Annotated in this window: 18 protein-coding genes; 11 read left to right on the top strand and 7 right to left on the bottom strand. The window is 61.1% G+C overall.

Translation table 11 applies throughout. From position 1 onward, the window contains the following. The first annotated feature begins 1 nt into the window (after position 1). Genes FB009_RS19235 through FB009_RS19225 form a run of 3 tightly spaced genes read left to right on the top strand, consistent with a single transcriptional unit; the run spans position 2 to position 2,643 of the window. A complete protein-coding gene (locus FB009_RS19235; RefSeq protein ID WP_011975637.1) occupies positions 2-709 on the top strand; it encodes an XdhC family protein in 708 nt (235 codons plus the stop codon). Continuing rightward, complete coding sequence (locus FB009_RS19230; protein WP_011975636.1) at positions 706-2,322, top strand: NTP transferase domain-containing protein; 1,617 nt, start codon at positions 706-708, stop codon at positions 2,320-2,322. The genes FB009_RS19235 and FB009_RS19230 overlap by 4 nt, the downstream gene beginning before the upstream one ends. A gap of 3 nt (positions 2,323-2,325) precedes the next feature. Continuing rightward, a complete protein-coding gene (locus FB009_RS19225; RefSeq protein ID WP_011975635.1) occupies positions 2,326-2,643 on the top strand; it encodes a TfoX/Sxy family protein in 318 nt (105 codons plus the stop codon). Between the two features lie 47 nt (positions 2,644-2,690). Here the strand turns inward: FB009_RS19225 and FB009_RS19220 are convergent, their stop codons facing one another. The 5 genes from FB009_RS19220 to bcp all read right to left on the bottom strand — a co-directional run bounded on the left by FB009_RS19220 (position 2,691) and on the right by bcp (position 7,587). Further along, positions 2,691-3,098, bottom strand: coding sequence for an NUDIX hydrolase (locus tag FB009_RS19220; protein ID WP_145161900.1), 408 nt, complete (start codon positions 3,096-3,098; stop codon positions 2,691-2,693). A 10-nt stretch (positions 3,099-3,108) separates the two neighbouring features. Next, the gene (locus FB009_RS19215) at positions 3,109-4,608 is read right to left on the bottom strand and encodes a DEAD/DEAH box helicase (protein ID WP_011975633.1); all 1,500 of its coding nucleotides are present in this window, start codon (positions 4,606-4,608) and stop codon (positions 3,109-3,111) included. A 196-nt stretch (positions 4,609-4,804) separates the two neighbouring features. Next, the gene (locus tag FB009_RS19210; RefSeq protein WP_011975632.1) at positions 4,805-6,133 is read right to left on the bottom strand and encodes a M23 family metallopeptidase; all 1,329 of its coding nucleotides are present in this window, start codon (positions 6,131-6,133) and stop codon (positions 4,805-4,807) included. A 141-nt stretch (positions 6,134-6,274) separates the two neighbouring features. Continuing rightward, positions 6,275-7,102: a ferritin-like domain-containing protein gene (locus FB009_RS19205; RefSeq protein ID WP_011975631.1), complete on the bottom strand. Its 828-nt coding sequence runs from the start codon at positions 7,100-7,102 to the stop codon at positions 6,275-6,277. A 17-nt stretch (positions 7,103-7,119) separates the two neighbouring features. Beyond that, positions 7,120-7,587, bottom strand: coding sequence for a thioredoxin-dependent thiol peroxidase (gene bcp, locus FB009_RS19200; RefSeq protein ID WP_011975630.1), 468 nt, complete (start codon positions 7,585-7,587; stop codon positions 7,120-7,122). 418 nt (positions 7,588-8,005) lie between these two features. Here bcp and FB009_RS19195 point away from each other — a divergent pair, with 418 nt between their 5' ends. Further along, positions 8,006-11,392, top strand: a complete 3,387-nt coding sequence (locus FB009_RS19195; RefSeq protein ID WP_011975629.1) for a YhdP family protein — start codon at positions 8,006-8,008, stop codon at positions 11,390-11,392. Positions 11,393-11,434: 42 nt separating this feature from the next. On the opposite strand, the gene tyrS is transcribed toward FB009_RS19195, so the two are convergent. Further along, positions 11,435-12,688, bottom strand: coding sequence for a tyrosine--tRNA ligase (gene tyrS / locus FB009_RS19190; RefSeq protein WP_011975628.1), 1,254 nt, complete (start codon positions 12,686-12,688; stop codon positions 11,435-11,437). A 163-nt stretch (positions 12,689-12,851) separates the two neighbouring features. On the opposite strand from tyrS, the gene FB009_RS19185 reads away from it, so the two are divergent. Both FB009_RS19185 and FB009_RS19180 read left to right on the top strand, forming a co-directional pair. Continuing rightward, positions 12,852-14,000, top strand: a complete 1,149-nt coding sequence (locus FB009_RS19185) for an anhydro-N-acetylmuramic acid kinase (protein WP_011975627.1) — start codon at positions 12,852-12,854, stop codon at positions 13,998-14,000. Between the two features lie 90 nt (positions 14,001-14,090). Continuing rightward, a complete protein-coding gene (locus tag FB009_RS19180; protein ID WP_011975626.1) occupies positions 14,091-15,287 on the top strand; it encodes a GGDEF domain-containing protein in 1,197 nt (398 codons plus the stop codon). Positions 15,288-15,374: 87 nt separating this feature from the next. Here the strand turns inward: FB009_RS19180 and FB009_RS19175 are convergent, their stop codons facing one another. Continuing rightward, on the bottom strand, positions 15,375-16,052 hold the full coding sequence (locus tag FB009_RS19175; protein WP_011975625.1) for an alpha/beta hydrolase: 678 nt from the start codon (positions 16,050-16,052) through the stop codon (positions 15,375-15,377). A 220-nt stretch (positions 16,053-16,272) separates the two neighbouring features. Between FB009_RS19175 and FB009_RS19170 the strand changes: the two genes are divergently transcribed. From FB009_RS19170 to FB009_RS19150, 5 genes are all read left to right on the top strand, one after another. Next, a complete protein-coding gene (locus FB009_RS19170) occupies positions 16,273-17,439 on the top strand; it encodes a cysteine desulfurase family protein (protein ID WP_145161911.1) in 1,167 nt (388 codons plus the stop codon). Positions 17,440-17,593: 154 nt separating this feature from the next. Further along, positions 17,594-19,063 carry a Fe-S cluster assembly protein SufB gene (gene sufB, locus FB009_RS19165; protein ID WP_011975623.1) on the top strand — a complete coding sequence of 490 codons (1,470 nt, stop codon included), beginning with the start codon at positions 17,594-17,596 and terminating at the stop codon, positions 19,061-19,063. Between the two features lie 108 nt (positions 19,064-19,171). Next, complete coding sequence (sufC, locus tag FB009_RS19160) at positions 19,172-19,927, top strand: Fe-S cluster assembly ATPase SufC (protein WP_011975622.1); 756 nt, start codon at positions 19,172-19,174, stop codon at positions 19,925-19,927. Between the two features lie 22 nt (positions 19,928-19,949). Continuing rightward, positions 19,950-21,227, top strand: coding sequence for a Fe-S cluster assembly protein SufD (gene sufD / locus FB009_RS19155; RefSeq protein WP_011975621.1), 1,278 nt, complete (start codon positions 19,950-19,952; stop codon positions 21,225-21,227). Between the two features lie 12 nt (positions 21,228-21,239). Continuing rightward, on the top strand, positions 21,240-22,481 hold the full coding sequence (locus tag FB009_RS19150; RefSeq protein WP_024311461.1) for a cysteine desulfurase: 1,242 nt from the start codon (positions 21,240-21,242) through the stop codon (positions 22,479-22,481). Positions 22,482-22,488 lie beyond the last annotated feature (7 nt).

Genomic DNA, 22,488 nt, shown 5'->3' with positions numbered 1-22,488 from the left:
GATGGAACTGAGCACACTGCAGGCACTCAATGTCGCGCGCGCGTCGCGCCGCGCTGCCGTCGTCGTCACCGATCTTTCGGAAGGCACCAGTCAGGCTTTCATCGAAGGCGACCGCATTCGCGCTGAATGGGCAGCGCCCGTCTCCGAAGTGCTTCATTCGGGCCGGCCCCGCCTTCTGACGATCGAGGAAAGGGCGCTTTTCTTCAACGTGCATCTGCCGCCCCCGCGTATCGTTGCGATCGGTGCGGTTCACATTTCGCAGGCATTGTCGCGTCTGGCGCCGGTCGCAGGTTTCGACATGGCGGTCATCGACCCGCGCACGGCCTTTGCAACGGCCGAGCGTTTCCATGGCGTCGAGCTTCTTGCGGACTGGCCCGAAGACGTTCTGCCGGATCGGCCGCTCGATCGCTATACGGCACTCGCCGCTCTCACGCACGATCCGAAGATCGATGACTATCCGCTCAGAGCGGCATTGGAGGCAGGGTGCTTCTATGTCGGCGCGCTTGGCAGCCGCAAGACCCACGCGGCGCGGTCGGAACGCCTGCAGACGCAAGGAGTGGCGACGGAGGCAGTTGCGCGTATCAAGGCACCGATCGGCCTCGATATAGGTGCCGCCAGCCCGGCGGAGATTGCCGTCGCGGTGCTCGCCGAGATCATCGGGGCGCTGCGACGTCGCGACGTTGACCTGCCGGCGGAGGGGGGCAAATGAGGTTCGGACCTGTGCGGCCTGCGGATGCCGAAGGCGCTCTTCTCGGCCATTCGGTAAAGATCGGCACAGTGAAGCTATCGAAGGGACATCGCCTGAACCCCGACGATGTCGCGGCGCTTGCAGAAGCGGATGTAACGGAGGTCATTGTCGCGGTGCTCGAGCCCGACGACCTGCCTGAGGACGAAGCCGCGTCACGCATAGCGGCCGCCATCGCCCCGGATCATCTGCGATTCTCGCGGGCGGCGACCGGCCGGGTCAACATCTATGCCACCGCTGCCGGTCTTTTCGTGGCCAATCGCGCCGTTGTCGATCTGCTGAACCGCATAGATCCGGCGATCACGCTCGCCTGCCTTGCCGATCATGTTGCCGTCGAGGCCGGCGACATGGTGGCGACGATCAAGATCATCCCTCTTGCGGTGCAGCAAGTGCTCGTGGAGCAAGCGCAGGCACTGCTTCGGGCGGACCGGGCCTTCGAGGTCAAGCCGTTCACGCCTCGGCGCGCGGCCCTGGTGGCAACCGAGCTGCCTTCCCTGAAGAGCCAGGTAATGGACAAGACGCGCGCCGTTCTCACCACGCGGCTGCTGCAATCGGACAGCCGGCTCGATAGCGAGCGACGCGTGGCGCATACGACCGAAGCGGTCGCGGCAGCAATCGTCGAGGCCGCCTCGACGCATGACCTGATCATCGTCTTCGGCGCCTCGGCCGTGGCCGATCCCGACGATGTTATCCCGGCTGCCATCCGGCGCGCCGGCGGTGTCGTCGAACATGTCGGAATGCCCGTCGATCCAGGCAATCTGCTTGTGCTCGGTAGACTTGGCGAAATTCCTGTCCTGGGTGCTCCCGGTTGTGCTCGAAGCCCGCGGGAAAACGGCTTTGACTGGATCCTCGATCGTTTGCTCGCGGGTGAGTGGCCGAGCAGCGAAGACATTACAGGGTTCGGCGTCGGCGGGTTGCTCAAGGAAATACCGACTCGTCCGCAGCCACGGGAAGGCATCGCCGACAAGCGCGCCGGCCCTGTTGAGCTCGTCGTTCTGGCAGCCGGTAGGGCGAGCCGGATGGGGCCGGAGGGCCGGCACAAGCTCCTGGCGGAGTTCGAAGGGATGCCGCTCGTGCGGCGGTCAGTGGAGGCGGCCATCGGCGCGGCTCCGGGCAGAGTGACGGTGGTGACCGGGCACAGGGAGGCCGAGATTCAGGCGGCACTCGCAGGCTTGTCCGCCAACTTCGTCTCAAATCCCGACTACGCGGGCGGGATGGCATCTTCGTTGATTGCGGGCCTCTCCGCTCTCGACACCGGTGCTGGCGGCATGCTCGTCATGCTTGCCGATATGCCGGGGATCACATCGGAACACCTGGCAGAATTGATCGCCGCCTTCGAAGTCGAGTCCGGCCGAGCAGTGGTGCGTGCCGTCGCCGGTGGGCAGCGCGGCAATCCGGTCATTCTGCCAAAGGAGACATTCCACGCCGTCCGGCAGCTCGTCGGCGACGTCGGGGCCAGGCACATCGTCGAGCGGTGCGGCTTGCCGGTGATCGATGTCGAACTCGGCCCTGCTGCGCGTCTCGATCTCGACACACCGGAGGCGATCCTGGCTGCGGGTGGGATTTTGAAGGATTGAGCGATGGATAATGCGGCAATCGAGGAGATGTTCGAAACACTTGGCCCGGTCAAGATCCGCCGCATGTTCGGCGGCAAGGGCATCTATGTCGACGGCATCATCCTTGCACTGGAGGTGAACGGCGAGATTCTTCTGAAGGGGGATGCAGAAACGGCGCAGGCGTTCGAGGAAGCGGGCGCGCGCCAATGGACCTACGAAGGCAAGGGCAAGCGGGTGAAAATGCCCTATTGGAGTACGCCCGAAGCGGCCTGGGACGATCCGGACGACATGGCCCGCTGGGTGAGACTTGCCTACGAGGCCGCGCTCAGGTCGAAGAAGTGATGCGCGGACCCGCGAAAGCCCAATCCTCCTGGCGGTGTCGACAACATTCAGGCGAGCGCGCGAATTGCGTCGGCAGCAAAGCGGGATAGGGGCTGGGGCAGGGCGGTCAGGTCGAACCAGCGAATGTCGGAAAGCTTGTCCGGCTCAGTGAGGCGCGGCTCGCCGGAGAAGTCCTCCGTCACATAGATCAGCGAGACCCAATGCTGCCGCTCGGCCTCGATCAACTGTTCGCTGATGCACAGAAAGCGGATCGAATGGATGGAAAGACCGCTTTCCTCCTGCGCTTCACGCCGTGCCGCGTCCTGCGCACGCTCCATCTGGTCGACTTTGCCGCCGACAATGCTCCAGTGGCGGGCCTCCGGCGCCTTCAGGCGACGACAGAGGAGGATTTTTCCATCCCTTACAATCGCCAGACCACAGCCGAGACCGGGGAAGTCAACACCGGGCTGTGCCATGAGCGAAGGGTCAGGCCTTGCCGACGATCAGCATGAAGGCTGGGATGTCATCACCGAAACCCACGGGCGTAGGGCCGTCGTCATGGTCGCGGCGGTGACGCTGCCGACGATCGCGATTGTCGTCATTAGCCGCATTCTGCGCGCGGCCAGGACGGTCGCTGCGGCCGTTATGGCGATCCTTGCTCTCGGCATTGCGTTCGATCTTCACCGTGTCGACCCTTTCCGGGACTGTTTCGAGTTCTTCAGTATTATTGTCTACGGCCGTGACAGCTTTGTGATCGGAGCGGGTCTTCACGGGTCGCTCCCTCTTCCGATCCTTGCGCCCGTCGCTGCCGCGGTCACGACGGCTGTCGTGACTTTCCATCGGTTCGGGCAGTTCCGAAAGGTCGCCATTGTGCCATTCGACTTCCTGGCCGATCAGCTTTTCGATGGCGTCGGCGAACTTGATGTCGCGCTTCGTGACGATTGTGAAAGAGGCACCGGAACGGCCAGCGCGCCCGGTTCGTCCGATGCGATGGACATAGTCTTCCGCATGGATCGGCACGTCGAAATTGAATACATGGCTCACGTCGGGAATGTCGAGCCCGCGCGCCGCGACATCGGAGGCGACCAACAGCTTGATGTTGCCGTCCTTGAAATTGGCAAGCATGGCCATGCGCGACCGCTGATCCATGTCGCCGTGCAGCGCGCCGACCGAGAAGCCATGACGGTCGAGCGAGCGGAAAAGCTCGGCGACATCCTTCTTGCGATTGCAGAAGATGATCGCGTTCTTCAGGTCTTCCTGGGAACGAATGAGCTCACGGAGGACGGCTCGCTTTTCGTAGTCCTTGCCGTGCGCTGCCACGAGACGCTGCGTGACCGTTATGGCTGTCGATGACCGGCGTGCCACTTCGACCCGCTCCGGATTCTGCAGAAAGCGATCCGCAAGCTTCTGGATTTCGGGCGGCATCGTGGCTGAGAAGAACAAGGTCTGCCGTGTAAAGGGAATGAGCTTCGCGATACGTTCGATATCAGGAATGAATCCCATATCGAGCATTCGGTCAGCCTCGTCGATGACAAGAATTTCGACGCCTGACATCAAAAGCTTGCCACGCTCGCAGTGGTCGAGCAGCCGGCCGGGCGTACAAATCAGCACGTCGGCGCCGCGCTCGAGCTTGCGGTCCTGCTCGTCGAAGGAAACGCCACCAATCAGAAGCGCGATGTTAAGCTTGTGATTCTTGCCGTATTTGTCGAAATTCTCGGCGACCTGGGCCGCGAGCTCGCGCGTCGGCTCAAGTATAAGCGTGCGCGGCATCCGTGCGCGGGCGCGTCCTTTTTCCAGAAGGGTCAACATCGGCAACACGAAGGATGCGGTCTTGCCGGTGCCGGTCTGGGCGATGCCGAGAATGTCGCGGCGCTGAAGCGCCGGCGGGATTGCACCAATCTGGATCGGTGTCGGTATCGTGTAGCCCGCGTCGGTAACTGCGGAAAGAACTTTCTGGCTCAAGCCAAGGTCAGCGAAATTGGTCAAAGGGGAAACTGTTTCCGTTCCGGTTCTGATGAACTCTGTTCGATCGAGGGAAAATGCAGCAGCATGTGGCGGCGCTCATACGACCAAAGGCGCCGAAAGTCAAGAAATCCAGCCCGTTGAAACACCGGAAGTTGAAATCAGCCGAATCTGTTGCATTTTGATCAAGTCCGCGAGAGATGGCGACCGGCCTTGCGGCCTATCGATCGAGGAAGCCGGAAAGCTCCGTTCCGGCCCTCAGGAACCGCGCCGGATCGACGGGCCGCCCGTTCAGACGGACCTCGTAATGAAGATGCGGTCCGGTCGATCGTCCCGTGCTTCCCGACTTGGCGATGACCGCGTCTGCCTTCACTTCCTCGCCGACATCGACGAGAATGGTCGAAAGATGCGCATAGCGGGTCGACACGCCATTGCCGTGATCGATCTCAATCATGTTTCCATAGCCGCCGGCCGAGCCTACTGCCGTGACGATGCCGCCGGCGGTCGCGCGGACGCGGGTGCCGGTCGCCGTCCGGAAATCTATCCCGGCATGCAGCGCCAATCGGCCGAGGAAAGGATCCACGCGGTTTCCGAAGCTGCTGGTGACGTCGGCTGCCGGTGCCGGACTGGCGAGAGGAAGCCTTTTTGCGGCCTCGCGGGTCCGCTCGAGTTTCACAAGAGCGGTGTCGAGGTCGAGCAGCGATCGGTCGAACCCGTCTCCGTTCTGCGGTTCGATGAAAGGACCGCCGATACCCGGCTCTGCCGACCTGTCCACGTTGAGCGCTTCCTCGACTACCGGCATTGTGAAACCCGCATCTTCGACGATCGCCCTGATCGTCTCCGACGTCCTGAGCGCCGTGTCCGTCATGTGCTTCATCTGCGCCATCTGTTCGAGTTCCAATCCCTTGAGTGAAAGCGTAGCACTGGAAAAAACTCGATCGGCACGGTCGGAAGCGCTCTCGCCACCGGAACTTCCCGCGGAGGTCGGGGCATAGCCGAGTGCGGCGGAGTGAGGAGAGCGACCAATATCGTTGCCGGCAATGCCCATCATCGCCTCGATTGCCTTGACGCCGGTCTCAGTTCCTGCCTGATTGCCGTCCCCCAGCGACCCAGTGCCCGGCGAAACGTCATCCTTCCCCGTATCTGAAAAAGCGTCGCCGGCTTCCGAGAACTCTCCGAACTTTGCGCTCCTGGAGGTCAGTTCCAATTGCCTCTGCAGCAGTTTTTCGACCTTTTCCTCGACAATCTGCTGGTCCAGCAATTGACGGCTCGTCACACGATCCACCTGTGCGCGCAGTGCAGTGATCCGGTCCTCGTACTCGTGCTGCATCCGCGCCTGCCGCGCGATCGTTCCGCCAATCAGGTCGTCGCGAAGCACGAGGTAGGTTGTCGCTGCAAGATATCCAGTGCCGAACACGCCGGCGAAGCAGGTGATCAGCGCAGCCATCCATGGACGGACCGTCATGTGCCGAACCCTGTCGCCGCTCGCCAGAATCAGGACATGGCTTTGCCTACGCTTCGCGAAGACGTTTTCCGAACCAGCAGACACCACATCACCCCCGACGATGCGCTCACTTCGCGCGTCCGAAGGAGAAGCGCAGGCGCTTGTCCTTCATTCCGCTCCAGCTCGCATTTCTTCCGGATGATTACACTTCGTTAGGGTTAATAAAGCGTTTGTGCCGACGCTTGATCAGATGTTGGTGGCGGCAGTCATTGACCGATAAAACGAGGGGGTCAACCCCGCCTCGGCGCGGGCAATGTCGTTGAAGGGGGGCTTCAGCGGGCCGCGGAAGTTTGCCCGCACGAGGGTTTGAAAGGCGACGGCCGGGTCCTTCCTTTGCCGGGCGCAAAGAAAGCGGAACCATTTCGCTCCGATTGCGACATGGCCCTTCTCGTCCTCATAGATCACGTCGAGCACAGCGGCGCTCTCGTTGTCGCCGGTCTCTCGCATTTTCGCGCGCAATGCGGGTGTCACATCGAGACCGCGGGCCTCTAGAATGAGCGGCACGACGGCGAGGCGGGCGGTCAGGTCGTTGCGCGTGTCATGCGCCGCCTGCCAAAGGCCGTCATGTGCGGGAAGGTCGCCATAGTCGGCCCCCAGATCGTTCAGTCTTTGCCGAACCATTCGAAAATGTTTGGCTTCCTCGAAGGCGACCTGCATCCAGCCGTCAAAGAAGGAATTCGGCACCGGTTCGGACGCAAAGCGTGCGACGATGTCGAGAGCCAGATCTACGGCGTTCAGTTCAATATGAGCAATGGCGTGAAGCAAGGCGACACGTCCCTTCAGCGAACCGAGCGAGCGCCGCTTGACCTGAGTCGGGGGTGTCAGAACGGGCTTTTCCGGGCGGCCCGGCCGCTCGGGCACGGCGCGGTCCAGGGGAGAGCGCAAGGACAGCTTTCGCGCCTGCCAGCGCCGCGACGCTTCCTGAGCGAGCTCGGTCTTGACGCTAAGGTCGGCGGCGCGGATCGCTTCGACAGCCGCGCCGCGCAGGCTGTGGAATTGCGGAAGGTTCGCCATTGTCTCGCCGAACCTGCTCAAATTGCCTTCGCCGCAGCCAGAACCTCGTCGGCGTGGCCGGGCACTTTGACCTTCTCCCAGACGCGGCTGATGACGCCCTGCCTGTCAATCAGGAAGGTGGTCCGTTCGACACCCATATATTTGCGGCCATACATGCTCTTCTCGACCCACACGCCATAGGCGCTGGCCACGGCCTTGTCCTCGTCCGAAGCAAGTGCAACGGTGAGGCCGTGTTTCCTGGTGAAGCGATCGTGGCTCTTGGCCGAATCGGGCGATATGCCGATGATCATAATTCCCGCGCTTTGGAACTCCTCCTTCAGAGCCGAGAAGGAGATGGCCTCCTGCGTGCAGCCTTTCGTATCGTCCTTCGGGTAAAAGAAGAGAACGACGGGCCCGCCGCGCAGGGCAGCGAGTGAGATAGTGCCACCTCCTTCGCGAGGAAGTTCAAACTCAGGAGCGACATCGCCTTGTCTCAATCCTGCCATGATCAAACCTTTCTTGCGTCAATTTTTATGGACATTCCACGGTTAATGCATGTCGCGAAAAATGTGTCACATGACCCGAATGCAATCTGCTTTAGGGGCATATCGAAGATGGCCGGATGCCGTCCAGCGGATTTGTGATAAATTTGACAGCTGCCGGACGGCTACGTAGCTACCGCTTTGTCCTTCAATTCGGATTCGACGGGAGGGAGAAGCGGTACCGAGCACAAGGGGAGTGAAGCAATCTTTGCGGATGGACATGGCCATGCCTTGGCGTTTGTGCCAGAGGCGAATCGCGATGGCTTGGTTCTACGAGTTGTGATCTAGATGGGGCGAATGGAAGATCCGGCCGTCGCTAAAATGGTAGCGGGCCCGGTGGAAGGCATGCAATGGGGCAATCAGGTCGGGGGCGCTCGCGCCGATGAGTGACATCCGCGGCGAAAGAGTGGACTTTCGCAGGGAAGACATCGTCGCGCTGCACGCTTTGCCCTCGGCTCAAGCTCACGACCCGGTCATCGTGCACACGCCGCGGCCTGGCGGTGCCTGGCGCCTGTGCGGAAGGATTCTGCTCTGCTGCTCGCTGCTCGTCTTCATCGCCGTTGCTTCGCTTATCGCCATAATAGAAAGCGGAATTGTAGACGGGCCGCTGAATGCCAGGGCCAGGACGGCGCTCAACACCGCACTCGGACAGGATTATAGCGCCGATGTCGAGAGCACGGTGATCCGGCTGACCGGCGGCGGCGCACTTGCGCTCAAGGCGCGGGGCGTGACGCTGAAGGAGCGCGGATCCGGCCGGCATCTCGCCAAGCTCGGTGCAATTTCGATCGCCCTCGATCCATTTGCCCTGGCGACCGGCCGCATCAATGTCTCGAGGCTTGAAGCGGAGGGTGGCGAGCTCGACACCGGGCTCCTGCCGCGCGGCGAGCCCATCGATCTTACAGCCATCCGCATAGCGGACGTAGGCACTGCCCTCGAAGAATTGTTCGCACAGGGCGATCGGATGTCGCGCTTGACCGCCGGACGGTCGACCCAGACCGTCGTCCTCTCTGACTTCAGCCTAACGGTCAGCGGCACGCGTGGGCGGGCCGTTCCCGTCGAAATCAAGACACTGCAATTCAGTCACGACCCCGACAGTTCGATGCGAGTTGAGGGCACGATTGCGGTTGACGGCATCGAATCTCAGCTTACGGCAAAGGCTCTCGGCGACAGGGGGCGCATCGCCGCCTTCGAGGCCGGGCTCGACGCGCTGCCGCTTTCGCCGTTCCTCCATCACGGCAAGTCGGGCAATGAGGAGGCCTTCGGCATCGAAGCCACCGCCAATGTGACGCTCAAAGCCGCCCGCGCTGCGGATGGCACGAAGCCGGCACTCACGGCGGCCGTGAAGACGTCCAGGGGCTCCTTCCACGCCGGCGGCCTCGCCTCCAAACTCAACTCCGCGGAACTGAACGTCTCCTACGATTTCGAGCGAGCCTCGGTCGAGATATTGTCGTCGATGGTCAGGATCGGCCGGTCGAGCTTCCCCTTCACGGGAGCCCTGATCGATCTCGACAAGATTGCCGGCGCAGACCGGAAAGGATTCGCGGTCGATCTCCTGTTCAAGAACGCCAGCTCCGACCCTGAGGACATGCAGGCGCCCCCGCTTGCCTTCGATGCCAAGGCAAGCGGGCGTTTCGAGTCCGACACCCACCGGCTGATCTTCGATCAACTCGCGATATCGAGTCCGCTTGGCTCCATGGCGGGTTCGCTTTCGGTCGCCTTCGGCAAGACGTCGCCGCGCATCAGTTTCGCTGCGGTCAGCGACAGGATGCACTCCAGCGCCGTCAAGCAGCTGTGGCCCTGGTGGCTGGCGAAGGGGGCTCGTCGCTGGGCGTTAGGAAACCTCTTCGGAGGCATGGTAAGCGACGCACGCATCGAGGTCTCGATTCCGGAGGGGCGTATTGCCAGTAGCGGCGGAGAATTGAGGCTCAACGAAAAGGAGCTCAACATCAACTTTGCCGTCGACGAGACGCGCATCAACATCGCGGGAGAGATACCGCCGTTGCGTGACACGGCCGGACGCTTCAGCCTGAGCGGCGAGCGGATGTCCGTCGCCGTCGAGAAGGGCGCCGCCTTCTTCCCGTCCGGTCGCTCCGTCGCCTTGAATGGCGGGGATTTCATCATTGCCGACGTCTATAAAAAGCCGCTGATGGCGGAAATGAAGATCAAGGTCGCGGGCGAGGCGGACGCGATAGCCGAGCTCGTCCGCTACAAACCGATAGAGGCGCTTCGGAAGACGCCTTTCACTCCCGAGGATTTTACCGGCCCGATGACGGCGCTGGTGGGTGCGCGGTTTGGTCTCATTTCCGACCAGAAGCCGCCACGTCCACTGTGGCAGGTGGAAATGGAGCTTGAGGACGTGACGATAAAGCGGCCCGTTGCAGGACGTTCGATCGCCGATCTCGACGGGACGATGAGGATCGACAACGAGCGTGCAGTGCTCCAGGCGAACGCCCTAATCGACGGTGCGAAGATGCGCGTCGCGCTCACCGAGCCGGTTGGCACCTCGGCCAATGTGGCGAGAACGCGCGAAATCTCCGGAACGCTCGACGACGCGGCGCGGGCGAAAATCGCTCCGGCCCTGTCCGGAATCGTCAGCGGGCCCGTGGGCATAGACGTTTCGCTTGCGGAAGACGGCAGCCAGTCGGTCAAGGTTGACCTCGGAAAGGCCGTGCTGTCGCTTCCCTGGATTGGCTGGAGCAAGGGCTCGGGCATCCCAGCAAAGGCGCAATTCACAATTCGGGCGGCCGGTGGCATCACGGAGATAAACGACCTGCGGCTCACCGGAGAAGGTTTTGGCGGCAATGGCGAATTGCGCGTAGACGAATCCGGCCTTGCAGCGGCGCGGCTGAGCGGCGTGCGCCTGGCAAGCGGCGACGATTTTTCCGTCACAGTGGGACGCAGCAAGGGAGGCTATTCGGTAAACCTAACCGGCACCGCAGCGGATATCCGACCGGCGCTCGCTCGCGTCAAGGGCGGCGCGAGTTCAAAGGATGGCGGCAATGTGAAGATCAAGGCGCGGCTCGACCGGGTCACCGGTTTCAACGGCGAAGTCCTGTCGAATGTTGATCTCACCTATTCGAGCCGCGGCCAGCAGATCGACGATGTCAACCTTTCAGCGATAACGGCAAGCGGCCAGGCAGTCGTTGCCAGGTTGGTCAAGGCCGGTGCGGACAACACGCTGGAACTGACGACAAGCGATGCCGGAGCCTTTGCACGCTTCATCGACATCTACCGCAATATGCGGGGCGGACTCCTCAATTTGCGCCTGCGTGATCGCGGTGCCAACTCGTGGCGCGGAACCGTGGACATCCGCAAGTTCTCGCTGGTCGGCGAACAAAGGCTGCAATCGATGGTCTCGACCCGGGCGGGCCAGGACGGTCGCAGTCTCAACGAAGCGGTTCGACGCGATATCGACGTGAGCACGGCTCAGTTCGAGCGTGGCTTCGCGCAACTCCTGCTGGATCAGGGCGCAATTCGGGTCGGCAGCGGAGTGGTCCGCGGTATCGATGTGGGCGCGACCTTCCAGGGAACTGTCCGCGACGCCAATGGTCGTATGGACATGACGGGTACGTTCATGCCGGCTTACGGATTAAACCGGCTCTTCGGGGAATTGCCGCTGATCGGTGTCCTGCTCGGAAATGGGCGCGACCGGGGCCTGTTGGGGATCACGTTCAAACTCGCCGGACCGTTCAGCCAGCCAAGTCTGACGATCAACCCGCTGTCGATCATAGCGCCGGGCGTCTTCCGCAATATCTTCGAGTTTCAATGAGAGGCCGACCCGAAACATTACGATCTCATGCCGGCCTCGGATTCACACGGGCCGGACGAGCAGATGCTTCTTCTTGCCCAGCGAGAGCTTGATCACGCCGTCCCCGGACACGTCACGGCTTCCGACGACACGGCGCTCATCGGTGACCTGATCGTCGTTGATCCGGACGGCGCCGCCCTGAACATGGCGCCGAGCTTCGCCGTTCGAAGCGGCAAGACCGGCACGTACCATCAATGCAAGCAGCCCGAGCCCCGATTCGAATTCTCGAGCGGGTACTTCGATCGAGGGCAGGTTCTCGGCAAGCGCACCTTCCTCAAAGGTCTTGCGCGCCGTCTCGGCGGCCTGTTCCGCCGCCGTGCGCCCGTGCAGCATGGCAGTGACCTCGGTTGCCAGCACCTTCTTAACCTCGTTGATCTCGGAGCCGCCGAGCTTCGACAGTCGGTCGATCTCAGCCATCGGCAGCGTGGTGTAGAGCTTGAGGAAGCGCGTGACGTCTGCATCCTCCGTGTTTCGCCAGTATTGCCAGAACTCGTAGGGACCGAGCATATCCGGATTGAGCCAGACGGCGCCGCTCAGCGATTTGCCCATCTTTGCGCCGGAGGCAGTGGTCAACAGCGGCGAGGTGAGCGCGTAGAGCTGCGGCGTTCCCATGCGATGGCCGAGATCGATGCCGTTGACGATATTGCCCCACTGATCCGAACCGCCCATCTGGAGCCGGCAGCCAGTGCGCTGGTAGAGCTCGACGAAGTCGTAGGCCTGTAGGATCATGTAGTTGAATTCGAGGAAAGAGAGCGACTGCTCGCGCTCGAGCCTCATCTTCACGCTGTCGAAGGACAGCATGCGGTTCACCGAGAAATGCCGGCCGACATCACGCAGGAATTCGAGATAGTTGATACCGAGCAGCCAGTCCGCATTGTTGATCATCAGCGCGTCCTTGGGGCCGTCGCCGTATTTCAGATAGTTCGAGAAGACAGTCTTGATGCTCGCTATATTGGCGGCGATCGTTTCAGGCGTCATCAGTTGCCGCGCCTCGTCCTTGAAGGACGGATCGCCAACCATGCCTGTGCCGCCGCCCATCAGCGAAATGGGGCGGTGTCCGGTCGCCTGCAGCCAATGCAGCATCATGATCTGGATAAGGCCGCCTGCATGCAGGCTCGCAGCCGTAGGATCGAAGCCGATATATGCAGTCACGGTTTCCGTCAGGAACAGCTGATCGAGACCGCCATTATCCGACGTCTGATGGATGAAACCGCGTTCGCTGAGGGTGTGCAGGAAATCGGACTTGAACTCGGACATAAGCTGTCTCTTTCGTCTGGGTAGAACGTGTGCGCCGCGCCTTTATCACTGTTTCGTCGAAAGTGCACGTTTTTGCTTGGCGACCCTTTTTGCTATGAACATGGGTGCAGGCGGAGGCGGCGCTGACGTCACCTCAATCGCAGGAACGTTGCGGAGAAAATGCATGGGCAAGACAGTAACGGCGATCGGCCTGATGAGTGGCACGAGCATGGACGGCATAGACGTGGCGCTTTTGCGAACGGATGGCGAGACAATCGTCGATCGCGGCCCGTCTGCCGGGTATACCTATGATCCTGCGTTCCGGGCGCGCCTTAAGACGGGTCTCGACGATGCGCGATCGATTGTCAAACGAGAGGAGCGTCCGGGAACGCTGGCTGACCTCGAACATGAACTGACCCTCAGACACGCAGATGCTGTTCGAGGATTCCTACATCAAAACAACATACTGTCAGAAAGTGTTGATGTAGTAGGTTTTCACGGGCAGACTGTCCTGCATCGGCCTGATGAGGCACTGACGGTGCAGCTTGGCGACGGCGATCTCCTGGCCCAGGAAACCGGGATCGATGTCGTCTACGATATGCGGGCAAATGACATGGCCCATGGAGGTCAGGGCGCACCACTCATTCCGGCCTATCACGCCGCCCTTGCGCACGAACTCTCAAAAAACGGTGAAATCGTTGCGCCCGCCGTATTCGTCAATATCGGCGGCATTTCCAATCTCACTTTTATTGGCTGGAGGGATGAAATCGTCGCCTATGACAGTGGCCCCGGCAACACGCTGATCGATCAGTGGGTGGAGGCGCATGCCGGCATTCCCTTCGATCAGGGCGGCATGATCGCGAGCGAGGGCAGCGTGATGCGGGAACTCGCAGAGAGCTATCTTTCCCATCCCTTTTTCAGCGCAGAGAAACGCCGCTCGCTCGACCGGAACGACTTCGCGCCGCCCTCCGGCGAAGCGGCGAGCCTCGAAGATGGAGCGCGCACCCTGGCGCATGTGACGGCCGCCGCAATCATCCGGTCCGCGCAGCACCTTCCGGCACGCCCCGAGACTTACATTGTCTGTGGCGGCGGGCGCCTTAATCCCGTGATCATGCGCGACCTTCATATGCTAGCCGAAGCGGAGGGAGCGCGCGTGGTCGCAGCGGAAGCGCTGCGTCTGAATGGAGACTCCATGGAGGCGGAGGCCTGGGCCTATCTCGCGGTGAGATCGCGATGCGGCTTGCCTTTGACTTACCCCGGGACGACCGGCGTCAGCCGTCCTGTCAGCGGAGGACGGCTGGCACGGAAGCCGTCGAGAGCGGAAACCGCTTAATGATTTTTTCGTGCACCTTCGTTAACATGGTTTCACGACCGCGGAGATCCCGGGATTCGTTGGCTGGGTAAGGACTTTCGGGAATTGTCGATGGGTGGTGCAATTTCACTTCTGGCAGTGAATTTCGTCATTGCCCAGATATTCGTGGCGGCCTTTCTCGTCATTGCGGTAAAAAGCCGGCACGGCCGGGCCGCCGCCTGGTGCGCCGCTGGATTCGCCATAGCCTCTCTGGCTGCGATTTGCGAAGCCGTCCTGCCGTTTACACCGGTGCCCAAATTTTTTGCCGTCGGGGCCTTTGCAAGTGTCCTTGCCGGTTTCTGCCTGCTGCGTTTTGGCCTGGGACTCTTTTATGGGGTGCCGGCAAAACCAGCGGCGCTTGCGGCTTTCCTGATCGTTTCGGTGGTAGTCGATCTGTTGATTTACGACCTTCCGCGCGGAACGCTGCAGCACGCCTTCTTCTATCAAATGCCCTTCTTCCTCATTCAGGCCTGGACCGCGGCCGCGATCATGCGTTCCCCGCGCCGTTCCTATGCAGACAGGATTCTCGTTGGACTCCTGGTGCTGAATGCTCTTCATTTCCTCGGGAAGGTTTATGCCGCGATAGCCGCGGGGGCGGGCTCCACGGCATCCGACTATCTTCAGAGCCCATTCGCCTTGATCTCGCAGGCGCTCGGCGCCGCGTTGATCGTCGGGACTGGTGTGGCGATCCTCGGCGTCATGGTCAAGGATATCGTCGACGCGGCCCGCGCCAGCTCCGAGATCGACTCCCTCTCGGGCCTCTGGAACCGGCGCGGCTTCATCGAGCGCGTCGCGCCCTGGTTGCTGAGCCGCAACGCCAAGAGCCCCGGCGCGTTGATCCTTACGGACCTCGACCGGTTCAAGGGCGTCAACGACACCTATGGCCATCATACCGGCGATGAGGTCATTCGGCAGTTCGCGCGTGTGCTTCTCGACCTGATCCCCAGCCGCGCCGCGGCGGCACGCCTGGGCGGCGAGGAGTTTGCCGTTTTCCTCCCCGGCGTCGACCTGGCCGATGCACGAGTGGTTGCCCAAGGAATGCGAGCCGCGATCGCCTCGACGCCGATTGCCGACCTTCCGGAGACGGCCACGATTACCGCAAGTTTCGGCGTTGCGGCGATAGCTCCGGGAGAGTCACTGGAAATGGCGCTGCAAAGGGCGGATAAGGCGCTTTATGTGGCCAAGGCCGCCGGGCGAAACCGTGTCGAATGTGCCGAGCCGACGGCCCGCGTCGTCACACCGGTTGTCTCCCAGTGGATGAGGCAATAGATCGCCACCGATGTGGTAAAGCCGAAGATATGGAACAGCCCGAGAAACGAGCTCGATTCTCGGGTTGTAATTTACGTGGCGTTCCGTTCAGCGAATCCGCTTCGCCACAGGCTCCGGTACCAGTTCACCGTTCAGGCGGCGGTCGAGATAGTCTTCGCATTCGGCCATCAGGGTTTCGACCTGGCCATTGAAGAAGTGGTTCGCACCCGGCACCGTTTTGTGCGTGATCAGGATGCCCTTCTGTGCTTTCAGCTTCTCGACGAGCCCATTGACGTCTTTCTCCGGCGCGACCCTGTCCGAATCGCCATTGATGATCAGGCCGGACGAGGGGCAGGGCGCCAGGAATGAAAAGTCGTAGATGTTCGGCTGCGGCGCGACGGCCATGAAGCCCTCGATTTCAGGGCGCCGCATCAGCAGCTGCATGCCGATCCATGCGCCGAACGAGTAGCCTGCAACCCAGCAGCTCTTCGAATCAGGGTGCAGGCTCTGCACCCAATCGAGCGCGGATGCGGCGTCGGAAAGCTCGCCTGCACCATGGTCGAATTCGCCCTGGCTGCGCCCGATACCCCGGAAATTGAAGCGTAAGGTGGTAAAGCCCCGCTTCTGGAACATGTAAAAGAGCTGGTAAACGATCTGGTTGTTCATCGTGCCGCCGAACTGCGGGTGCGGGTGCAGGATGATCGCAATCGGTGCGCTCTTCTGCTTCGAAGGCTGATAACGGCCCTCGAGGCGACCGGCCGGTCCGTTGAAGATGATTTCGGGCATTGGCTCTCCGGGAGTGTTTCTGGTTCAAATTCGTGGTTCTTCGCGCCGATCTGTCTTGACTAAACCAGTCAGCTTTTCTAGAAACTACTTTAGAACCGTTCAAAACTTCGGTGCGGAATTCCGCATGTGCTTCGTCTCTTAAGGCAAGCGGCGCGGAAAATTCAAGGAAAATGCAACGGTGCCGATCGATGCGATCGGCCGAGGCTCTGGTAAAGGATCGATGTCGGGATCGCGCATCTATATGGACTGGAACGCCACGGCGCCGCTTCTGCCCGAAGCGCGCGAGGCGCTCGTGTCCGCGCTCGATCATCTCGGCAATCCTTCTTCTGTTCACGGCGAGGGGCGTGCTGTCCGGGCTCTTGTCGAGAGCGCCCGGCGCGATATTGCCGCGCTCTGCGGCGCGCAAGCCGCGGCGGTCGTCTTCACCAGTGGCGCCACGGAAGCGGCGAATATGGTGCTGACGCCGGAGTTTCGCATGGGGCGCACGCCGCTGAAGGCGGGGAAGCTCTATGTTTCGGCGATCGAGCATCCGGCAGTTCGAGAGGGCGGGCGCTTCTCGCGCGATAATACTTGTGAGATAGCGGTGACAAGCGCCGGGATCATCGACTGCGCAGCGCTCGAAACCCAGCTGCAGGCGCATGACCGTGAGACCGGTCTACCCATGGTGGCGGTCATGCTTGCCAACAATGAAACGGGCGTTGTCCAGCCGATCGCGGACGTTGCGGCCATCGTGCGCGCGCATGGCGGCATACTGGTCGTCGATGCGGTGCAGGCGGCCGGGCGCCTCCCGCTTTCGATCGAGGCGCTCGGTGCGGATTTCCTCATCCTGTCGTCGCATAAGATCGGCGGACCGAAGGGGGCCGGCGCCCTCGTCGCCCGAGGCGAAATCATGATGCCGTCTTCCTTGATCCGCGGAGGCGGACAGGAAAAGGGACATCGTTCGGGGACCGAGAATGCAGCGGCACTGGCGGGCTTTGCGGCCGCGGCCCGCGCCGCCGCCAGGCATATAGATGGGCGGATGGCCGCTGTCGCCGCAATGCGCGACAGTCTCGAAATGAAAATGCGATCCAGCGCGCCTGACGTGATCATCCATGGGCAGAGCGTTTCGCGCCTCGCAAATACGTGCTTCTTTACCCTTCCAGGCCTCAAGGCGGAAACGGGGCAGATCGCATTCGATCTCGAGGGCGTCGCCTTGTCGGCAGGTTCGGCCTGTTCATCCGGGAAGGTCGGGCAAAGTCACGTTCTGACGGCTATGGGCTACGATCCGCGACAGGGCGCGCTCAGGATTTCGATCGGCGAAGCGACGACGCAGGTGGAAATCGAGCGCTGCGCCGCGATATTCGCGAAAGTGGCGGCGCGGCGACCCTCGACCGGACAGGCGGCCTGAGACGCAGAGCCTTGGATGAAATTGCGGAAAAGCAATTTTCCGCTTGGCAAATGGGGTGAAAAGCGCCTTTTAGCCATTACATAAGCGGTGCGCGAATACTTGCATCGTATTGACAAGCTGCCGGACCTTTGATCCGGCGAGATTGGAGAACGACATGCCTGCCGTGCAGGAAACCATTGATCAGGTCCGCCAGATCGACGTGGACCAGTATAAATACGGCTTCGAGACGACGATCGAGATGGACAAGGCACCGAAGGGTCTGTCCGAGGATATCATCCGCCTGATATCGTCCAAGAAGAACGAACCGGAGTGGATGCTCGAATGGCGCCTCCAGGCTTATAGCCGCTGGCAAACCATGGAGGAGCCGAGCTGGGCGCGCGTGCGCTACCCCAAGATCGACTTCAACGATCTCCACTATTACGCCGCGCCGAAAAGCACGAGCGGGCCGAAGTCGCTCGACGAGGTCGATCCGGAACTGCTCAGGGTTTATGAGAAGCTCGGAATTCCGCTGAAAGAGCAGGAGATTCTCGCCGGCGTCGAGAAATCGAGGATCGCAGTCGATGCGGTGTTCGACTCCGTCTCCGTCGTCACCACGTTCAAGGAAGAGCTGAAGAAGGCCGGCGTGATCTTCATGTCGATCTCCGAGGCGATGCGGGAACACCCCGATCTCGTGCGGAAGTATCTCGGTACGGTCGTGCCGCAGTCGGATAACTTCTATGCGACATTGAATTCCGCGGTCTTCACCGACGGTTCTTTCGTTTATGTGCCGAAAGGCGTTCGGTGCCCGATGGAGCTTTCGACCTACTTCCGTATCAACGAGAAGAACACGGGTCAGTTCGAACGGACGCTCATCATCGCCGACGAAGGCGCCTACGTCTCCTATCTCGAGGGCTGCACGGCACCGCAACGCGACGAAAACCAGCTTCACGCGGCAGTGGTCGAACTGATTGCGCTCGACGATGCCGAGATCAAATATTCGACCGTGCAGAACTGGTATCCTGGCGATAAGCAGGGCAAGGGCGGCATCTATAACTTCGTGACCAAGCGCGGCGATTGCCGCGGCAAGAACTCGAAGATCTCCTGGACGCAGGTCGAGACCGGATCGGCGATCACCTGGAAGTATCCGTCCTGCATCCTGCGCGGCGACGGTTCGCGCGGGGAATTCTATTCCATCGCTGTTTCCAACGGTCATCAGCAGATCGACTCCGGTACGAAGATGATCCATCTCGGCAAGAACACTTCGAGCCGCATCATCTCGAAGGGTATTGCGGCGGGTGTCTCGGAAAACACCTATCGCGGTCAGGTTTCTGCGCATCGTAAGGCGGAGAATGCCCGCAACTTCACGCAATGCGACTCGCTTCTGATCGGCGACAGGTGCGGCGCCCACACGGTACCCTATATCGAGGCGAAGAACTCGACGGCTCAGTTCGAGCACGAGGCGACCACGTCCAAGATTTCCGAAGACCAGCTCTTCTACTGCCTGCAGCGCGGCATCCCGGAAGAGGCGGCGATCGCTCTGATCGTCAACGGCTTCGTTAAGGAAGTCATCCAGGAACTGCCGATGGAATTCGCCGTCGAAGCGCAGAAGCTGATCGGCATCTCGCTCGAAGGCTCCGTGGGCTAAGCGGGACGAGGACCTGAGATCATCGTAATCCAGGTCCCGACCGAATACCGAACCGGCGCACGGAATTGTGCGCAATGAAGATTTCGTTGCCCAAGAGGACGAACATAAATGCTTGAAATCAAGAACCTGCACGCACGTATTGCCGAGGACGGCACCGAGATCATCCGCGGACTGAACCTGACGGTAAAGGCCGGCGAGGTCGCGGCCATCATGGGGCCGAACGGCTCCGGCAAATCGACGCTCTCCTATATTCTCTCCGGACGCGAAGATTACGAAGTGACCGAAGGCGACATCCTTTATAACGGCGAAAGCATTCTGGAGCTCGACGCTTCCGAGCGAGCCGCAAAGGGCATCTTCCTGGCGTTCCAGTACCCGGTGGAGATCCCGGGCGTCGCGACCATGCAGTTCCTGAAGGTGGCGATGAACGAACAGCGCAAGTATCGCGGCGAAGACGAATTGACCACGCCGGAATTCATGCGTCGCGTCAAGGAAGCCGCCGCCGAGCTGAAGATCGCGCCTGAAATGCTGCGCCGTCCGCTCAATGTCGGTTTCTCCGGCGGTGAAAAGAAGCGCGCGGAAATTCTGCAGATGGCTCTGCTCGAGCCGAAGCTCTGCGTTCTCGACGAAACCGATTCCGGTCTCGACATCGACGCGCTGAAGATCGTTGCCGATGGAGTCAATGCCCTGCGTTCGCCCGATCGTGCGGTCGTGGTCATCACGCACTATCAGCGTCTTCTCAACTACATCGTTCCGGATACCGTCCACGTCCTCTACAAAGGGCAGGTCATCAAGTCCGGTGACAAGACGCTGGCGCACGAACTCGAGGCTAACGGCTACGCTGAAATCATCGAGGCGGCGGCCTGAAGCCTGTTGAAGGAGTGTTCGAATGAATATGCAACAGGCCATTAAAATGACGGCGGCGGAAACGGCGCTCGTCGATGCCTATACGGCGCAGATCGGTGATTTGCCGGGTGACGGCGCCGTGCTCTCGCTGCGCGACACGCTGGTTCACGAGTTGAAAACTTCCGGCCTGCCGACCCGTCGCGTCGAGGCATGGCATTATACGGACCTGCGCACGCTGCTGCGGGCTGTACCAGCGGCGGATCCGACTGCCTTTGCCGAACGCGTCGATCCGCTCGTTCCGGGTTCGTCGGTTCTCTCGGTGCGCAACGGACAGGCCGACATCAAGAACGTTCCGGAACAGCTGACCGTGCGCTCATACACCGAGAGCCTGCTCGATGGTTCGGCAGCAGCCGGCCTCTCCGTGCTCGGCGCGGATGATGCGATCGGACGGATCAATGGCGGGCTCGTGCGCGGCGGACTGGAAATCGCGGTCGCAGCCGGTGTTGAGATCGAGGCTCCGGTCGAAATCCAGGTGGTCCAGAGCCATGGACAGGCGCATACGCGCTTTCCGGTTTCTTTCGGAGCCGGTGCCAAAGCGACCGTAATCGAGCGGCATCTTTCGACGAACGCGGAGCAGAGCTTCGTATCCTCGGTCAGCGACGTGACGCTTGCTGAAGGTGCGGACGTGATCTGGATCATCCTGCAGCAGCAGGGACCTGCGGATACGCATCTCGGCCAGATTCGCTTCGATCTCGGCAAGGACGCGAAGCTGCACCTCTTCGTCATCAATGCCGGCGGAAAGCTGGTCCGTCAGGAGCTCCATGGCCGGGCGACTGGAGAAGGCGCTGACCTCACGCTACGTGGGATCAACCTTCTCGGCGGTGAAAGCCACACGGATCTGACGTTCACGTTGAGCCATGATGTGCCGCACACGACATCGAGCGAGATCATCCGCAACGTCGTCTTCGACCGGGCGAAGGGCGTGTTTCAGGGCAAGATCCTGGTCGCGCAGGATGCGCAGAAAACCGACGCGAAAATGTCGTGCAACACGCTGCTCCTGTCAGACGATGCGGACTTCTCGGCAAAGCCTGAGCTGGAGATCTTCGCTGATGACGTTCAGTGCGGTCACGGTGCGACGGTCATCGATATCGATCATACGCAACTCTTCTACTTGCTCGCACGCGGCATACCGGAGAACAAGGCGCGTGCGATGCTCGTCAACGCCTTCGTCGCCGAGATCGTCGAGGAGCTGGAAGACGACGAAGACCTGGTTGAGTCGCTCGAGAGCGTGATTTCGGCCTGGCTCGAAAAACACGCCTGATTGGACAAGAATATGGAACATTCTGTGCCGGTGCCGGCCTATGACGTAGAAGCGATCCGAAAGGACTTTCCGATCCTCTCAAGATCGGTCTACGGCAAACCGCTCGTCTATCTCGACAACGGCGCATCGGCGCAGAAGCCGCAGCTCGTCATCGATGCTGTTTCCAATGCCTATTCCAACGAGTATGCCAACGTCCATCGTGGCTTGCATTTTTTGTCGAATGCCGCGACGGAGGCTTATGAGCAGGCGCGCGAAAAGGTACGCCGTTTCCTGAATGCGCCATCGGTCGACAATATCATCTTCACCAAGTCCTCGACCGAGGCGATCAACACCGTGGCCTACGGCTACGGAATGCCCAGGCTCGGCGAGGGGGATGAGATCGTAATTTCGATCATGGAGCATCACTCCAACATCGTGCCCTGGCACTTCATACGCGAGCGGCAGGGCGCCAAGCTCGTTTGGGCGCCAGTCGATGGCGATGGCGCGTTTCACATCGAGGATTTCGTCGCGTGCCTGACGGAGCGCACTAAACTTATTGCCGTCACACACATGTCGAATGCTCTGGGTACGGTTGTTCCGGTGAAGGAGATTTGCCGCATTGCCCGCGAGCGTGGAATCCCGGTGCTCATCGACGGTAGCCAGGGCGCGGTGCATATGCCCGTCGACGTCCAGGACATCGATTGCGACTGGTATGTGATGACTGGTCACAAGCTCTACGGTCCTTCCGGCATCGGCGTTCTCTACGGCAAGACCGAACGGTTGAAGGAAATGCGCCCCTTCATGGGAGGCGGCGAGATGATCGAGGAAGTCACCGAGGAACGCGTCACCTATAACGATCCGCCCCACCGCTTCGAGGCCGGCACGCCGCCGATCGTCCAAGCGATCGGGCTCGGCTATGCGCTTGATTACATGGAAAAGATCGGTCGTGAAGCCATCAGGGCGCATGAGGCGGATCTGACGACCTACGCCCGCGAACGTCTGTCCGGGGTCAATTCTCTCCGCGTCTTTGGCGACGCGGCCGGCAAGGGAAGCATCTTTTCCTTTGAGCTCGCCGGCATCCACGCCCACGACGTCTCCATGGTGATCGACCGTGCCGGCATAGCGGTCAGGGCCGGCACGCATTGTGCGCAGCCGCTCTTGAATCGGTTCGGCGTCACCTCCACATGCCGAGCGTCCTTCGGTCTCTACAACACCCGCGCCGAGGTCGACGCGCTGGCGGACGCGCTGGAACACGCACGCAAATTTTTCGCTTAGGGAAACG

The organism is Sinorhizobium medicae (genome assembly GCF_007827695.1).
Classification (GTDB): Bacteria; Pseudomonadota; Alphaproteobacteria; order Rhizobiales; family Rhizobiaceae; genus Sinorhizobium; species Sinorhizobium medicae.
The sequence above is the reverse complement of the archived record's forward strand: the minus strand, read 5'-3'. Positions and strand labels throughout refer to the sequence as shown.

Bases quoted from the DNA above. Each gene is read 5' to 3' on its own strand.
- FB009_RS19235 (WP_011975637.1), top strand. From the start codon at position 2: ATGGAACTGAGCACACTGCAGGCACTCAATGTCGCGCGCGCGTCGCGC.
- FB009_RS19230 (WP_011975636.1), top strand. From the start codon at position 706: ATGAGGTTCGGACCTGTGCGGCCTGCGGATGCCGAAGGCGCTCTTCTC.
- FB009_RS19225 (WP_011975635.1), top strand. From the start codon at position 2,326: ATGGATAATGCGGCAATCGAGGAGATGTTCGAAACACTTGGCCCGGTC.
- FB009_RS19220 (WP_145161900.1), bottom strand. From the start codon at position 3,098: ATGGCACAGCCCGGTGTTGACTTCCCCGGTCTCGGCTGTGGTCTGGCG.
- FB009_RS19205 (WP_011975631.1), bottom strand. From the start codon at position 7,102: ATGGCGAACCTTCCGCAATTCCACAGCCTGCGCGGCGCGGCTGTCGAA.
- bcp (WP_011975630.1), bottom strand. From the start codon at position 7,587: ATGGCAGGATTGAGACAAGGCGATGTCGCTCCTGAGTTTGAACTTCCT.
- FB009_RS19195 (WP_011975629.1), top strand. From the start codon at position 8,006: ATGAGTGACATCCGCGGCGAAAGAGTGGACTTTCGCAGGGAAGACATC.
- tyrS (WP_011975628.1), bottom strand. From the start codon at position 12,688: ATGTCCGAGTTCAAGTCCGATTTCCTGCACACCCTCAGCGAACGCGGT.
- FB009_RS19185 (WP_011975627.1), top strand. From the start codon at position 12,852: ATGGGCAAGACAGTAACGGCGATCGGCCTGATGAGTGGCACGAGCATG.
- FB009_RS19180 (WP_011975626.1), top strand. From the start codon at position 14,091: ATGGGTGGTGCAATTTCACTTCTGGCAGTGAATTTCGTCATTGCCCAG.
- FB009_RS19175 (WP_011975625.1), bottom strand. From the start codon at position 16,052: ATGCCCGAAATCATCTTCAACGGACCGGCCGGTCGCCTCGAGGGCCGT.
- FB009_RS19170 (WP_145161911.1), top strand. From the start codon at position 16,273: ATGTCGGGATCGCGCATCTATATGGACTGGAACGCCACGGCGCCGCTT.
- sufB (WP_011975623.1), top strand. From the start codon at position 17,594: ATGCCTGCCGTGCAGGAAACCATTGATCAGGTCCGCCAGATCGACGTG.
- sufC (WP_011975622.1), top strand. From the start codon at position 19,172: ATGCTTGAAATCAAGAACCTGCACGCACGTATTGCCGAGGACGGCACC.
- sufD (WP_011975621.1), top strand. From the start codon at position 19,950: ATGAATATGCAACAGGCCATTAAAATGACGGCGGCGGAAACGGCGCTC.
- FB009_RS19150 (WP_024311461.1), top strand. From the start codon at position 21,240: ATGGAACATTCTGTGCCGGTGCCGGCCTATGACGTAGAAGCGATCCGA.